The following is a 14,889-nucleotide window of genomic DNA, read 5'->3' on the forward strand; positions in this document are numbered from 1 at the left end:
TTGCAAATGAATTTGAAAAAACTTATAATAGAAGTTATATTTTTAATATGGAGCAGTGTCTGAAAAGACTGAGTAATCCGAAGCACAACGGATTGCTGCAACAGGAGCAAGGAGCTGACAGCAATGGAAACACCCGATGAATTATATAAACAATTAGTTGACAAAATAAAAGAATATCATCCGACGGATAACTTTGAAATGCTTGAAAAGGCATACAATGTTGCAAGAGAGGCACATAAGGAGCAGAAAAGAAAATCCGGTGAGCCTTATATAATACATCCTCTTAAGGTTGCTTATATTCTTGCGGAGCTTGAGCTGGATATGGAATCGATAGAGGCAGGTCTCCTACATGACACAATAGAAGATACACCTTATACCTATGAGGATATTTCCAACATATTCGGCGAAGAGGTTGCTGTTCTTGTTGACGGTGTTACAAAGCTCGGTAAGCTTTCATATACAACAAAGGAAGAAATTCAGGCAGAAAATTATCGAAAGATGTTCCTTGCCATGGCAAAGGATATAAGGGTTATTCTTATCAAGCTTGCCGACAGACTTCACAATATGCGTACCCTCAACTATATGACAGAGGCAAAGCAGCAGGAAAAGGCACAGGAAACACTGGATATATATGCTCCGCTTGCTCACAGACTCGGTATTTCAAAAATACGCACAGAAATGGAGGATTTGTGCTTTAAATATCTTAATCCCGATGCGTATTATGACCTTAAGAGTAAAATAGAAAAGAAGAAATCCGAAAGAGAGCAGTATGTAAACCGTATTGTTAAGGAAATTGATGCTAAGGTAAAGGAATCCGGCATAAAGGGAACGGTTTACGGAAGAAGTAAGCACTTTTTCAGTATATATAAAAAGATGGTCAACCAGAACAAAACGCTTGACCAGATTTACGATTTGTTTGCGGTTAGAATTATTGTGGATACGGTAAAGGACTGCTATGCAGTTCTTGGTATTGTGCATGATATGTATAAGCCTATGCCGGGACGCTTTAAGGATTATATAGCGATGCCTAAAACAAATATGTATCAGTCGCTCCACAACACACTTATTGGCCCTACAGGTGAGCCTTTTGAGGTTCAGATAAGAACATGGGAAATGCACCGTACAAGTGAATACGGTATTGCTGCCCATTGGAAATATAAAGAAGGCAGAGGCGGAGAGGTAACACAGAACAAGGAAGAGGAAAAGCTTGCATGGTTAAGACAGATTCTTGAGTGGCAGAGAGATCTTTCCGACAACAAGGAGTTTATGACAACACTTAAATCCGACCTCAATATTTTCAATGACTCGGTTTATGCGTTTACACCTCAGGGCAAGGTTATACCACTTCCGAATGGTTCAACGCCCATTGACTTTGCATATTCCATTCATTCGGCAGTCGGAAACAAAATGGTCGGTGCAAGAGTAAACAACAAAATAGTTACATTTGATTATAAAATACAAAATGGTGATATTGTCGAGATTATAACATCACAGAACTCCAGAGGCCCGAGCAGAGATTGGCTTTCGCTCGTAAAAAGCTCAACGGCAAGAACAAAAATCAATCAGTGGTTCAAGAAGGAATTTAAGGAAGAGAATATTGTAAAAGGCAAGGAGCTTATTATTGCTGATTGCAAAAAGAAGAATTATTCATTCTCGGAGCTTTCAAAGCCCGAATGGCTTGAGATAGTTGTAAACAAATTCGGCTTCCGTGACTGGGACGCTTTGTGTGCAGCTGTCGGACATGGCGGTGTTAAAGAAGGTCAGGTCACAAACAGACTTATTGAGGAATATCTCAAGGAGCAGAAAAAGAACCAGACAGCGGTTGATTATCTCAAAAAGCTTGAGGAAAAAACAAACGCAAAGGAAAGAAAAAAGAGCGACAGCGGTGTTATCGTTAAAGGCATAGGAGATGTAAGCGTAAGATTTTCGAGATGCTGTAATCCGGTTCCCGGTGACGAGATTATCGGATTTGTTACAAGAGGCCGTGGCGTTTCGATACACAGAACCGACTGCGTTAATATAATCAACCTTTCGGAAGAAGAAAGAAACAGACTTCTTGAGGCAGAATGGGAGATTGACAGAAAGGACGGAAACGGTCCTAAGCTTGCATTCCAGGCAGAAATACGACTTCTCTGCACAGACAGAAACAATATTATACTTGATTTGAGCCGAGTTCTGTCTGAGGAAAATCTGCCTGTTAAATCCTTCAATGCAAGATCAACAAAGGACATGCTTTCGATAGTCAATATAGTTCTTGAAATAACAAGCAAGGATCAGCTTGAAAAGGTATGCCAGCACCTTAAGAATGTAAAGGGCGTTGAAGATATAGAACGAGTAAACTCATAATGAGGTAAGAATAATGAGATTTGTTATACAGAGAGTAGAAAGAGCGAAGGTTACTGTAGAAGGAAAGGTTTCCGGAGAAATCGGCAACGGCTATGTTGTGCTTGTGGGACTTCTTCCTACCGATGACGACAAGGTAATGGATTATATGCTTGATAAGCTTGTCAATCTCAGAATATATGAAGATGAAAACGATAAGCTTAATCTTTCGCTTAAGGATATTGGCGGAGAGATACTTATAGTTCCTAACTTCACTCTTTACGGCGATGCAAGAAAAGGCAGAAGACCGAGCTATGCAAAGGCGGCGCCTCCCGATGAGGCAGAAAAGCTTTTTGACAGATTTGTTGAAAAGGCCAAAGAAACAGGACTCAACGTACAGACAGGAATATTCCGAACACATATGAAGGTTGAACTTGTCAATGACGGGCCTGTGACGATACTATTGGATAGCGAAAAGAATTTCTAAAGGGTGTTATACACCTTAAGTCGAAAACAGGTTTTCGACTTGTTTAAATTAAGGTATGAATTAAAAATTTTAATAAATTCTAATGACTAAATTTTTAAAATTTTTAATTCTCCTCGACGGAAGTGAATTCCGTCTATTGACCGCACAAGACAGTGCGGCGGCAAAGCCGCTTTTGCTTTTACAAAGCAAAAGTCATGACAGTATGGATTCCATTCGGAACGCTTGCAGCTTTCCGAACCTTTCCGCTTATTAATTTAAGTTTATTGACAGTCTGGAAGGGTGTGATACACCCTTTTTTGAGGTAATTTTATGATTTATATTTATTTGGACGGGCATACAAAAATGAACGATGTTCAGACGGCAGTTCAGATTTTTATGCCTAATGAAAAATATAAGCCGGCAGAAGGTATTACGGACGAAAGCATAACCGTAAGAAGTAAGCTTAAGGACGATTGTGCCGTTGCATATATATATGAAAACGGAAAAGAGATATGCTCCGAAAGCTATCCTTATACTGCGGACGAAAGCGGAAAGTCTGCGAGATATGCAATCAAAGCGGCTGTATACTATATGCTGAAAAAAAAGACAGGTATTACAGTTCCATGGGGAATGATGACAGGCATACGTCCGGCAAAAAGAATAAACACATATATTGACGAAGGCATGACTGCGGACGAAGGAGCAAAAAAGCTTATCGAGCTTTATGAAATGAAGCCGGAAAAGGCAGAGCTTGCGAAAAGAGTTGCACTTGCCGAAAGAGAAATACTTTCCAAAGCAGACAGCGACGGAGTAAGCTTATATATAGGTATTCCTTTCTGTCCGACGAGATGTTTGTACTGCTCATTTACGTCATATCCGCTTGGAGTATATAAAAATAAGGTTGACGGATATATTGACGCATTGATAAAGGAGCTTTCGTATATAGGCGAGAGCATTAAAGGTAAAAGACTGGATTCAATATATATCGGCGGCGGCACACCTACATCGCTTACGGCAGAACAGCTTGACAGGCTTATGACAAATGTCGGAGAAATATTTGACCTGTCGGCTCTTATGGAATATACTGTTGAAGCAGGAAGACCTGACACTATAACAGCAGATAAGCTTAAGGTCATAAAAAACAACGGTGCAGGAAGAATTTCCATCAATCCGCAGACTATGAACGACAAAACGCTTAAGCTCATAGGCAGAGAGCATACCGTTGATGATATAAAGCGTGTATATGCCGAGGCAAGAGAGGCCGGACATAAAAATATAAATATGGATCTTATACTCGGTCTTCCGGGAGAAGGCACAGCAGAGGTTGAAAACACCATGGCTGAAATAGAAAAACTTGCACCGGAAAACATGACAGTCCATACGCTTGCAATAAAGAGAGCGTCAAGGCTGAGAGAACAGCTTGAGGATTATGATCTGGCAAAGGCTGTGCTTATGGAAAAGCTGCTCGATATTTCGGCATCAACAGCTGAAAGAATGAACTTATCTCCGTACTATATGTACAGACAGAAAAATATGCTTGGCAGCTTTGAAAATGTCGGTTATGCAAAAAAAGGCTGTGAAAGCGTTTACAATATAGTTATAATGGAGGAAACGCAGAGTATCTATGCGGCAGGAGCAGGAGCCTCCACAAAGCTATATGACAAGGAAACAGGAAGAATTGAACGGGTATTCAATGTTAAAAATGTTGATGAGTACATTGCCCGTATTGATGAAATGATAGAAAGAAAAAGAAATATGAATATCTGACAGGAGGAAGAAAAATGCTTACTGAAGCACCTAAGGGAACAAAAGACATTTACGGCTCATACATGGAAGAATGGCAGAGAGTTGAACAGGTTATGAGAGAGCTTTGCAGTGATTTCGGAATTAAAGAAATAAGAATTCCTATTTTTGAGCATACAGAGCTTTATTTAAGAGGTGTAGGAGAAACAACCGATATTGTTCAGAAGGAAATGTATACATTCAAGGATAAGGCAGACAGAAGCATTACACTTCGTCCCGAAGGTACTGCCGGAGTTGCAAGAAGCTTTATCGAGCATGGTATGTACAACAATCCTCAGCCTACAAGACGTTTTTATATCGGACCTATGTTCAGATATGAAAATACACAGAAGGGCAGACAAAGACAGTTCCACCAGTTTGGTGTTGAAATGCTCGGCTCATATTCACCGGCACTTGATGCGGAGGCTATTTCGGTTGTGGCAGAGCTGCTTAAAAGACTCGGAATAAAAGATGTTGAGCTTAGAATAAACAGTCTTGGCTGCAACGAATGCAGACAGAGATATAACACAGCTCTTAAGGAATACATTGGCAGCAACATTGATAAGCTTTGCGATGACTGCAAATCGAGATTCGACAAAAATCCTCTTCGTGTGCTTGACTGCAAGGAGGAAAGTTGCCAGAGAATCATTGCGGAAGCACCGGTTGTTCTTGATTATCTTGATGATGAATGCAAAGAACATTTTGAGACAGTTAAGGCAATTCTTGATGATATGGGAATTAAATACACTGTTGATGAAAAGATTGTAAGAGGTCTTGATTACTACACAAGAACTGTATTTGAATTTGTTGCAAACGGCATAGGAGCACAGGGAACTGTATGTGGCGGCGGCCGTTACGACAACCTTATTGCGGAATGCGGAGGACAGCCGATGGGCTGTGCCGGATTTGCGGTCGGCATTGAAAGACTTCTTCTTATGCTTGAGGCACAGAACGGAGAATTTAAGGAAACAAACGAAATGGATATATATATCGGTTCAATCGGTAAGGAAGGCCTTGTTAAATCACAGGGAATTGCATACCGTATGCGTTCGGAAGGCATAAGAGCAGAAGGTGACAGCGTTGGCAGAAGCGTTAAAGCACAGATGAAATATGCAAACAAGATTGGTGCTAAGTATTCTGTTATTTTAGGCGATAACGAAATCGCAGAGGATACGGCTAATCTTAAAAATATGGAAACAGGTGAACAGGAACAGATAAAGGTTTCCGAGCTTGTTGAAATAATGAAAAAGAAAATAAACGGATAAAAATAAATGGGTGTGTTCGGATTGAACACACCCTGTTTGTTTTATTTATATGAGCTTTTTGTTGAATACTCCGCAACGCCGTTTACATAGCGATAAAGAGTATATACTCCGTGGTCATTGAATACCTTTACATCGATATTTCCAATATACGGATTTTCGGGAGAAAGGAAGCTTACGGTTATAACGCCGTTAGAGGCCGATGCCTGTATTTTTACCGGCTGAGTAAGGTCGTTTCTGAATCGGAAGTCAACCGAGCCCCATGAAACTGTGGCGTCCATTCCGGCAGGAACATAGCCGACACGCATTGAATGGCATCTTCTCTGTGTTATTGTCATTTTTGAATACAGAGCCGCATCAAAAAGTGTTGTTGATACCTGACATATACCGCCGCCGATACCTGTTGTTACACGACCGCCACTGAATACTCCGGCAGGTTTATAATCGTTTTTGGGATTACGCTTGCTGAGTAGTGTGTCGTTGTATGAAAATTCCTGACCGGGAGCGAGTATCGTTCCATCGATTGCCTTGCAGGCAAGCTCCATATTGAAGTTTCTGTTGGCATTTCCGGCATTCTGGCTATATTTGGTCGAATATGTGGAAATGGTATATTTATAGTCGAGATTTTCAGGGTTTTTCTTTGCCTCTTCTTCAAGACGCTGTCTTTCTGCCTCTGCGGCGGCAGCCTCTTCTTCAAGGCGCTTCTGTTCGGCAAGACGTTCTTCTTCTGTCGGACCAAAGGCGAGTGTTCCGTTGGATTCAATATGCGGTATGTAATTCGAAGTATCCTCCGGAAGTGCTGCAGGTGTTGCACCGCTGAGTGCGGTTGTAATGATAAGAGCCCCAATTAATCCGTTCATAATAATATTCCCCCTGTAATACTGTATTTGTAATAGTATAGGTTTAGATATTTTTCATCATTTCAAGAACTATTTTTCCTGAATGAATAACAGCCTCTTTGCAGAATTCAACAAATGATACGTCCGCACTGCCATCGGCAGAATCGGAAATGTTTCTGATTATAACATAAGGAACGCTGTTCATATAGCATATATGTGCTATTGCGGCACCTTCCATTTCAGCACAGCTTCCGTTAAAGTTTTTAACAAGCTTGTCCTTAACTTCTTTGCTGGCAATAAACTGATCTCCGCTTACAACTCGTCCTGTTAAGGTTTTGCCACTGATAACCTTTGATGAAGCGTCAAAAGCAAGCTTAACAAGTCTTTCATCAGCCTTGAAAATGCTTTCCGGCATTCTCGGAATAACGCCAATCGGATCGCCTAATGGTGAGCAGTCCATATCGTGCTGAAGTGCATCCGATGAAATAACAACATCGCCTACGGTGATTCCTTCGGCAACCGCACCGGCAACGCCTGTGTTGATTACTGCATCAACATTGAATAAATCAATTAAAATCTGCGTACACATTGCGGCATTTACTTTGCCTATTCCACAACGTACAACAACTGTGTCTTTTCCTTCTATCTTTCCTACAAGAAAAGTACAGCCAGCTTTTTCGACTGTGTTTTCTACACTCATTGTGCTTTTTATGAGCTCAACCTCTTCGTCCATTGCACCGATGATACCTATTTTTTTCATAATATCTCAACTCCAAAAATAAATTAAATTAATATGTATTTTACCATATTTTTATGCTAAAATAAAGAATAAATAATAAGGAGTTTTTGTAATATGAAGCCATTAGTTGCTGTTTCACCGTCCGTCAACATGAATGAAGATGAAATAATGCTGAAAAGGGCTTATTTTTCAGCAGTTTTCAATGCCGGAGGAATACCGATGGCTACTGATTTGAGCGGTGCAAATGAAATAATAAAAAATGCCGACGGAATAATATTATCTGGTGGAGGCGATATTGATGCAGAGCTGACAGGCGATGTTGCCGACAAGGCTACGCAGGGACAGGTATCACGATTAAGAGATGAATATGAATTTGAGCTTATGAAATATGCAGTGAAAAACAATATTCCTGTTTTGGGAATATGCCGAGGTATGCAGGTGATAGGAGCGTATTTCGGAGCACATATTATTCAGCATATGGAAGGACACAAGCAGAAAGAAGAAAAAAATGTGCCTTCACATTTTGTGAATATAAAGGATGGAACTGTTTTGCATAAAATTATAGGAGAAAATAGGCTTAAGGTTAATTCATATCATCACCAGGCAGTAGGAAAGGGTTTTAGAGGAACAATATCCGCAGTTTCGGATGATGGCTTTGCAGAGGCAGTTGAGCCGGACGGCGAGACCTTTATACTGGGTGTTCAGTGGCATCCGGAGCTTTTGACGGAATATAGGGAGCATCAAAGAATATTTTCTGAATTTATAAAGGCTGCGGCAATAAAAAGGAGGATTGCTTATTAAATGAATATCTATTTAAAAAAGGCTATTTACTGCATAGTTGTTGCGATCATATGCTATATGGCTACAAGAATAAGTAAATGGCTGACAGAAAAGATTTTCTCGAAAAAAAGTATTATAGTTAAAAATCCGAGAAGAGCCAACACGTTTAAATCTGTTGTTTCAAATATGCTTAAAGTTGCTATATATTTTATTGCAGTATTAACAATATTGGCGGAGCTTGGGGTATCAAAAACATCATTAGCGGCTGTATCAGGTTCTATTGCAGTGGCAATAGGTCTTGGCGCACAGAACCTCGTTTCTGACATGATTTCCGGTGTATTCATACTTCTTGAAGAACAGTTTCAGGTTGGAGACATAGTTACGATAGCGGGATGTACAGGAACTGTTGAAAGTGTAACAATGAGATGCACAAGGTTAAGAAATGCGGACGGAACAGTTTATATTGTACCTAACGGAACTATTACAACAATAACAAACAAGTGCAAGGAGTTTATGAACGCCAGCGTTGATGTCGGCGTGGATTATGATGAGGATATTGATCACGTTATTGACGTACTTAAAGATGAGATGAATGTAGTTTTCAATGAAGTAAAGGGGCTTAAGGAAGTGCCGGAGGTATTGGGAATAGTAGGACTCGATGATTCTGCTGTTACGATAAGAATAGTTGCAAAATGTGATATAAAAGAGAATTTTCCGGTAGAAAGAGAAATAAGAATTCATATAAAGAGAAGATTTACAAAAGAAAACATTTCAATACCGTTCCCTCAGAGAACACTTCATATAATCAATGAAAAGGGTGAATAATATGGAATTTTCCGTCGGAGATATTGTACAGATGAAAAAAACGCATCCATGCGGCTCAAATGAATGGGAAGTATTAAGAGTCGGAATGGATTTCAGAATGAAATGCTGCGGATGCGGACATATGGTTATGCTGCCAAGAGCAAAATTTGAAAAAAGTGTTAAAAAAATAGTTAAGACTGTAAGAGATACAGAAAAATAATCAGAGGAAGAATTATGGATTTTCAGGGAATAGTTTTACAGCAGATAATATACTTTGCCACGATTTTATTAATAGGGTTTATTGCATCGAAAACAAATTATATAACAAATGAATGTGTTACACAGCTTCAGAAGTTTATGATGAAGATTGCATTGCCGTTTCTGATTTTAACGGGCGTTGCGAACGGTGGCACAAGAACGGAGCTTATAAAGATGTGGCCGTTTGTAATAGAAATGTTTTTTATGTTCGGATTGTCGATAGCAATAGGCTTTGTTACGGGAAAAATATTGAGATTGAAAAAGCCGATTATTAATTCACATATCTGTTCGGTTTCGTTTATAAACAGTGCACTGGTCGGCTTTCCGATAATAACGGCGGTTTTTCCGGAAAGAAGCGGATTATACATTGCGGCTTATATGATAGTCGAAACTGTTATGACATGGACAGCCGGAGTCGGAATACTTTCTTCGGCAAGTGGAAAGGCGCAAATCAGCTTCAAAAAGATGATTACGCCGTCAACAATAGCACTTGTTATAGGTTTGGTTATGATTTTTGCGGACATACACCCTAAAAACATTGTATGGGACGCCATAACAGGAGTAGGTACATTGCAGAAATATATCGGACTTATTTATATTGGAGCGGATATAGGCAGAAGAGGCTTTAAAAAGCTTTTTGAAAATCCAAGGGTTCTTGTTTCTGTACCGATTAAGCTTGTGATAATTCCCATAGCATTTTTCTTTATATTAAAAGCAACAGGTCTTGTAAGCGATGAAATGCTTCTTGCCGGAACAATATTTGCAATGCTTCCGTCAATGCTTATTATTTCAGTGCTTGCGGATGAATATAATGCGGCACCGGATTATTCGGTAGCGTCATTAATAGCGACAACAGTATGCTGTCTGTTCACAATGCCGATTGTTTTCTCATTCCTTGCAGGCTTTTGTACATTATAATAAATAATAACTGAATAAAAAGTAAATCTCCTTCGGTAGCTTATTCCTTAGGAGATTTTTTATTTAACAGCTTTTGTATTACCGACTCAAGGCATTTTTCAAAGCGTTCATCATCTTCACGCTTTCTTGCGTTTATATGACCGGAGCGTTTTCCGCTTCTGCGGAGCTTTCCGGAAATATGACGGCGCATAAGCAGAGAATCAATGTTATCATCTGTATAAATAAATCTGTTCTGGTTTAATACAACAGCACCTTTAGCCATAAGCATACAGGCAAGTCCGTAATCCTGTGTTACGGCAATATCGTCCCTGTGAATGCGGTTTGCAATGGCAAAATCGGCAGAATCATGGCCTTTGTCAACGGTTATTATCGTACAGTCATATTTATCTGTAACATGGCTTGTATCCATGAACATTGTTACCGGAAGGCTGTATTTCTTTGCAATTTTTAATATTATGCCGTTTACCGGACAGGCATCTGCATCAACAAGTATATTCATATGGTGTTACCTCCTGTGGGTATTTTAGCATAAAATAAACGGTATGGATATTATTTTGTGCTTATCAGGTCTATATCACGAAGAATACGGTATATTATTTCCTGCTGAGGCTTATCCTTGCCGCTTATTAATGTATAGCATTTAGACGCAATGCTTTCCCTTGAATCCCTGGAATCGAAATGCTCGAAAAACTCCGAAAACGGCACATCGAGAGCCTCAAGTATTTTCTCCATGCTTGTTATAGTCATGTTTTTTTCGCCGCGCTCAATCTGGCCTATATATGTTGTGTGTAAATCGGCTTTTTCCGCCAATTCTTCCTGAGTTAATCCCCTGCGTATTCGAAGGACACGAATTCTCTGTCCAACATCAACCGCTATATTATTCATTCATATCACCTCAATATAAAGCCTATAAGTATTCTTTTGTTAAATAAACAGACTATTGACTTTTTTATTGCGCAAATATATACTATAAATATGATTTTGGCTAATAATAATATTTATAGTATTTTTAGGAATGGATATTGTTTTAGTCTGTAAAAATATGTTTAATTAAAGGGAGGAGTTTAAGATGTTTAAGAAAAAACGAAGAAAGGTGAAGCCGTTTGGTCTGATATTGGCAATCATTATGGCTTTGCAGATGATGGGTACAACTGCATTTGCATATTCAGCAAGAACTACGGCACCGGCTGCAAACAATAGCTATTATTATTCAAGTGCTAATCCGTTTTATTCAGCCGGATTTACAGGAAATTGTACTTGGTATGCTTGGGGAAGAGCGTATGAAATACTCGGTACATCACCAAACTTGAGTAGGCATGACGCTAATACATGGTATTCATATAATGCAAGCTATGGATATTATAATTATGGCACAGAGCCTAAAGTAGGTGCGATTGCATGCTATTTCAAAAATGGAAATAACCACGTTGCGGTTGTTGAAGAAATTACTGATGGTGTAGCATATGTTTCTGAGTTTAATCAAGGTGGTGACCACAGTTTCCATTATAGAATTTATAATGCTTGGAATGCACCGCCCGACGGATATATTTATTTAGTAAATGATATGCCGGTTACACCTCCTGCCGCACCTGATATAACAAAGGATTACTTAAGTGGAAATATTAATACAACATCAAATATGGAATATAGTTTAGATGGCGGTAATACATGGCGTGATTGTAGTGGAACTTTAAATGTTAGTAATTGGTATGATATTGATTTTGTTAATATAAGATATAAAGCAAATGGAAACACTCCCGCAGGTTATCAGACGGTAGTTAATATAAACCGTTACTCAAAACCAAATGCTGCTGTTGATTATTATAATGAAACTATATCAGCAACAAACAAAATGGCATTTACTACAGCAGGCGGAAGCGGAGATTGCTATGACAATATGAGTTTGAGCTCATTATATTGGAACGGCAGTGAAATGTATGCTTATATCTGGGTTAAAGCAAGTAGTACGGCATTTAAGAGTAATTATCAAACTGTATATATTCCTGCAAGACCTGTCGCACCTGTCGGCATCGGTAAAATTGACGGAACAAGTGCAAACAGCGGAAAACTTACAGGTGTAAGCGATACAATGCAGTACAAAAGTGAAAATGGAAGCTGGACTGACTGTGACGGCAATGAAGTTATAGGCTTAGCGGCAGGTACATATTATGTACGTTACAAAGCAACAAATTCAAGCTTTGCAAGTGAAGCGGTAACATTAACTATCGAAAATAAAACAGTTTCCGGCGAAAGCAACCTTGAAATAACTGTACCGAGCTTTTCAAGTGTAGAGGAAGGCTATGAACGTCCCGAAGCCAAGGCAATAACAATAAGCAACACAGGAGATGCAGATGCGGAAATAACAAGTGTAGAGGTAGACAACACAGAAGCATTTGAAATCAGCGGAAACGGAACAATGGTAAGAAGTAATGACAGTATTGATACATACACAATACAGCCAAAAGAAGGACTTTCAGCAGGTACATACAACGGAACAATTACAGTAAAATATGACAATAACAAAACGGCTACATATGATATTTCTTTTGTGGTAACCGAAAAAGCGATTGTAGGTGAAAGTAAGCTTAATGTGATTGCACCGAGCTTTTCGAGCGTAGAGGAAGGCTATGAACGCCCCGAAGCCAAAGCAATAACAATAAGCAATACAGGAGATGCAGATGCGGAAATAACAAATGTAGAGGTAGATAATACAGAAGCATTTGAAATTAGCGGAAACGGAACAACGATAGGAAGCAATGACAGTATTGATACATACGCAATACAGCCTAAGGAAGGACTTTCGGCAGGTATATATAACGGAACTGTAACTGTTGAATATGACAACGGAAAGACTGCAACAGCCAAATTTACTTTTACAGTAACGGAAAAAGGCATTGTTATTGAAACTCAGACACCTCCGTCAGCACCTAAGCTTGAGAGCAGAACAAAGACAAGTATTACACTCAAGAAGATAAAAGACAATGAAAACGGCGCTAAGGCTGAATACAGAATAGACGGCGGAAAGTGGCAGTCAAGCAATGTATTCAAAGGACTTGAGCCGGATACAAAATATGTATTTGAAGCAAGATATGCGGCAGTTGATAACTTTGAGGCTTCGGAACCGAGTGAGGCTGCTAAAATAAGCACAGCAAAAAAGTCAAGTGGAGGTTCAGGCCCAAGCTATACACTTGATAAGGTAGAAAACAGCAACAGCAATACAAATAAAAATGACAAACCGGAAACAAAGCCGGAAGAAACAAAGAAATCAATATTTGCTGATGTAAGCCTTGATAATCCCAATTATGATGCAATAGTAAAGGCATATGAAAAAGGATATATGGTAGGAACGAGCGAAAATACTTTTGCTCCGGACGGATTCCTTACAAGAGGCATGGCTGCACAGATTATATGGAATATTGCAGGTAATCCCGAACCTTCCGATGTAAGTCCTTTCCTTGATGTCACAAGCGATATGTATTATGCAAAGGCAGTCGCTTGGGCTTATGAAAGAGGAATCGTACTCGGATATGACATAACAAAATTTGGTCCTGATGATTTTGTTACGATAGAGCAGTTTGACATAATGATGGCAAAATATAACAGCGAGGCGGCAGCACCTTATACAGGTGTATCTCCTAATGCCACAAGAGGTTATGTTGCATCAAGAATAGCTTTATAAAATTTATAAACGGAATTTGCACTTTCTTATTTTAAGAGAGTGCATTTTTCTTTTCCGACCAATAAAGTTTGTATTTGGCTATTGACGGAAACATGCCTTTTTAATATAATTATAAGTTAGTATAGTATGTCATTTATGTTAGCGATAAAGGGATGATTTTATGATAAAAAGTATGACCGGATACGGAAGAGGCGAGCATGAAGCCGACGGACGAAAGTTCAGTGTTGAAATAAAGGCTGTGAACCACAGATACAACGATATTTCAATTCGCCTTCCGAGATCAATGAACTACCTTGAGGACAAAATAAGAAAAACTCTCACAAAAAAGATTATGAGAGGCAAGACAGATGTATTTATTACATTTGAGTCATTTTCGGAGGACGATGTTAATATCAAAATAAACGAACCTCTTGCAAAGGCATACTGTGAAAAGCTTGAATATTTAAAGCTTAATTACGGTCTTACCGGAGATAATACACTTGATCTTGTTGCTAAGTTCCCCGACATTATCACTGTGGAAAAGGTTCAGGAGGACGAGGATACAATATGGAATGCTCTTCTTCCGGCTCTTGATGACGCACTTAACAGCTTTATTTCTATGAGAGAAATCGAAGGTGAAGCACTTAAGAAGGATATTCTTAAAAAGGCTGATGTAATTGAAAACTATGTTGCGGAAATAAAGGAAAGAGCACCGCTTGTTGCAGAGGATTACAGACAGCGTCTTACAGACAGACTTAATGAGCTTCTTGCAGACACAAGCATTGACGAGCAGAGAATATTGACAGAGGTAACAATATTTGCCGACAGAGCGTGCATAGACGAGGAAATAACAAGACTTACAAGCCATATAAGCCAGCTCAGAAGCATTTTTGCAAAAGACGAGCCTATCGGAAGAAAGCTTGATTTCCTTGTGCAGGAGATGAACAGAGAGGCAAATACAATCGCATCAAAATCAAACGATATTAAGATTACACAGATTACCGTTGAATTAAAGAGTGAGATTGAAAAGATAAGAGAACAGATTCAGAATATTGAATAAG

The 14,889-nt window shown here is 39.2% G+C and carries 14 protein-coding genes; 10 read left to right on the top strand and 4 right to left on the bottom strand.

Going from position 1 to position 14,889, the window contains the following annotated elements:
- Positions 1-123 precede the first annotated feature (123 nt).
- From KQI66_RS04195 to hisS, 4 genes are all read left to right on the top strand, one after another.
- Entirely contained in the window at positions 124-2,346 is a 2,223-nt protein-coding gene (locus KQI66_RS04195; protein ID WP_216427421.1) for a RelA/SpoT family protein, read from the top strand.
- Between the two features lie 13 nt (positions 2,347-2,359).
- Positions 2,360-2,809, top strand: a complete 450-nt coding sequence (dtd, locus tag KQI66_RS04200; protein WP_216427422.1) for a D-aminoacyl-tRNA deacylase — start codon at positions 2,360-2,362, stop codon at positions 2,807-2,809.
- Positions 2,810-3,118: 309 nt separating this feature from the next.
- Positions 3,119-4,555, top strand: coding sequence for a coproporphyrinogen dehydrogenase HemZ (gene hemZ / locus KQI66_RS04205; protein WP_216427423.1), 1,437 nt, complete (start codon positions 3,119-3,121; stop codon positions 4,553-4,555).
- 14 nt (positions 4,556-4,569) lie between these two features.
- Positions 4,570-5,835, top strand: coding sequence for a histidine--tRNA ligase (gene hisS / locus KQI66_RS04210; RefSeq protein ID WP_216427424.1), 1,266 nt, complete (start codon positions 4,570-4,572; stop codon positions 5,833-5,835).
- Positions 5,836-5,876: 41 nt separating this feature from the next.
- Here hisS and KQI66_RS04215 read toward each other — a convergent pair whose 3' ends face one another.
- Together KQI66_RS04215 and KQI66_RS04220 are read right to left on the bottom strand one after the other, a co-directional pair.
- A complete protein-coding gene (locus KQI66_RS04215) occupies positions 5,877-6,692 on the bottom strand; it encodes a VanW family protein (RefSeq protein ID WP_216427425.1) in 816 nt (271 codons plus the stop codon).
- A 43-nt stretch (positions 6,693-6,735) separates the two neighbouring features.
- Positions 6,736-7,431: a 5'-methylthioadenosine/adenosylhomocysteine nucleosidase gene (locus tag KQI66_RS04220; RefSeq protein ID WP_216427426.1), complete on the bottom strand. Its 696-nt coding sequence runs from the start codon at positions 7,429-7,431 to the stop codon at positions 6,736-6,738.
- 93 nt (positions 7,432-7,524) lie between these two features.
- On the opposite strand from KQI66_RS04220, the gene KQI66_RS04225 reads away from it, so the two are divergent.
- Genes KQI66_RS04225 through KQI66_RS04240 form a run of 4 tightly spaced genes read left to right on the top strand, consistent with a single transcriptional unit; the run spans position 7,525 to position 10,170 of the window.
- Positions 7,525-8,211 (top strand): gamma-glutamyl-gamma-aminobutyrate hydrolase family protein, encoded by a 687-nt coding sequence (locus KQI66_RS04225; protein ID WP_216427427.1) that lies wholly within the window; start codon positions 7,525-7,527, stop codon positions 8,209-8,211.
- Positions 8,212-9,015 carry a mechanosensitive ion channel family protein gene (locus tag KQI66_RS04230; protein ID WP_216427428.1) on the top strand — a complete coding sequence of 268 codons (804 nt, stop codon included), beginning with the start codon at positions 8,212-8,214 and terminating at the stop codon, positions 9,013-9,015.
- 1 nt (position 9,016) lies between these two features.
- Positions 9,017-9,214 (top strand): DUF951 domain-containing protein, encoded by a 198-nt coding sequence (locus KQI66_RS04235; protein ID WP_253287661.1) that lies wholly within the window; start codon positions 9,017-9,019, stop codon positions 9,212-9,214.
- Positions 9,215-9,228: 14 nt separating this feature from the next.
- Positions 9,229-10,170, top strand: coding sequence for an AEC family transporter (locus KQI66_RS04240; protein ID WP_216427430.1), 942 nt, complete (start codon positions 9,229-9,231; stop codon positions 10,168-10,170).
- A 40-nt stretch (positions 10,171-10,210) separates the two neighbouring features.
- Here KQI66_RS04240 and KQI66_RS04245 read toward each other — a convergent pair whose 3' ends face one another.
- Entirely contained in the window at positions 10,211-10,669 is a 459-nt protein-coding gene (locus KQI66_RS04245) for a YaiI/YqxD family protein (protein WP_216427431.1), read from the bottom strand.
- Between the two features lie 50 nt (positions 10,670-10,719).
- Entirely contained in the window at positions 10,720-11,055 is a 336-nt protein-coding gene (locus KQI66_RS04250; protein WP_216427432.1) for a helix-turn-helix domain-containing protein, read from the bottom strand.
- Positions 11,056-11,239: 184 nt separating this feature from the next.
- On the opposite strand from KQI66_RS04250, the gene KQI66_RS04255 reads away from it, so the two are divergent.
- Positions 11,240-13,849: an S-layer homology domain-containing protein gene (locus tag KQI66_RS04255; RefSeq protein WP_216427433.1), complete on the top strand. Its 2,610-nt coding sequence runs from the start codon at positions 11,240-11,242 to the stop codon at positions 13,847-13,849.
- Positions 13,850-14,009: 160 nt separating this feature from the next.
- Positions 14,010-14,888, top strand: a complete 879-nt coding sequence (locus KQI66_RS04260) for a YicC/YloC family endoribonuclease (protein ID WP_216427434.1) — start codon at positions 14,010-14,012, stop codon at positions 14,886-14,888.
- The last annotated feature ends 1 nt before the right edge of the window (position 14,889 follow it).

The sequence above is a fragment of the Anaerotignum sp. MSJ-24 genome (assembly GCF_018918145.1).
Classification (GTDB): Bacteria; Bacillota; Clostridia; order Lachnospirales; family Anaerotignaceae; genus Metalachnospira.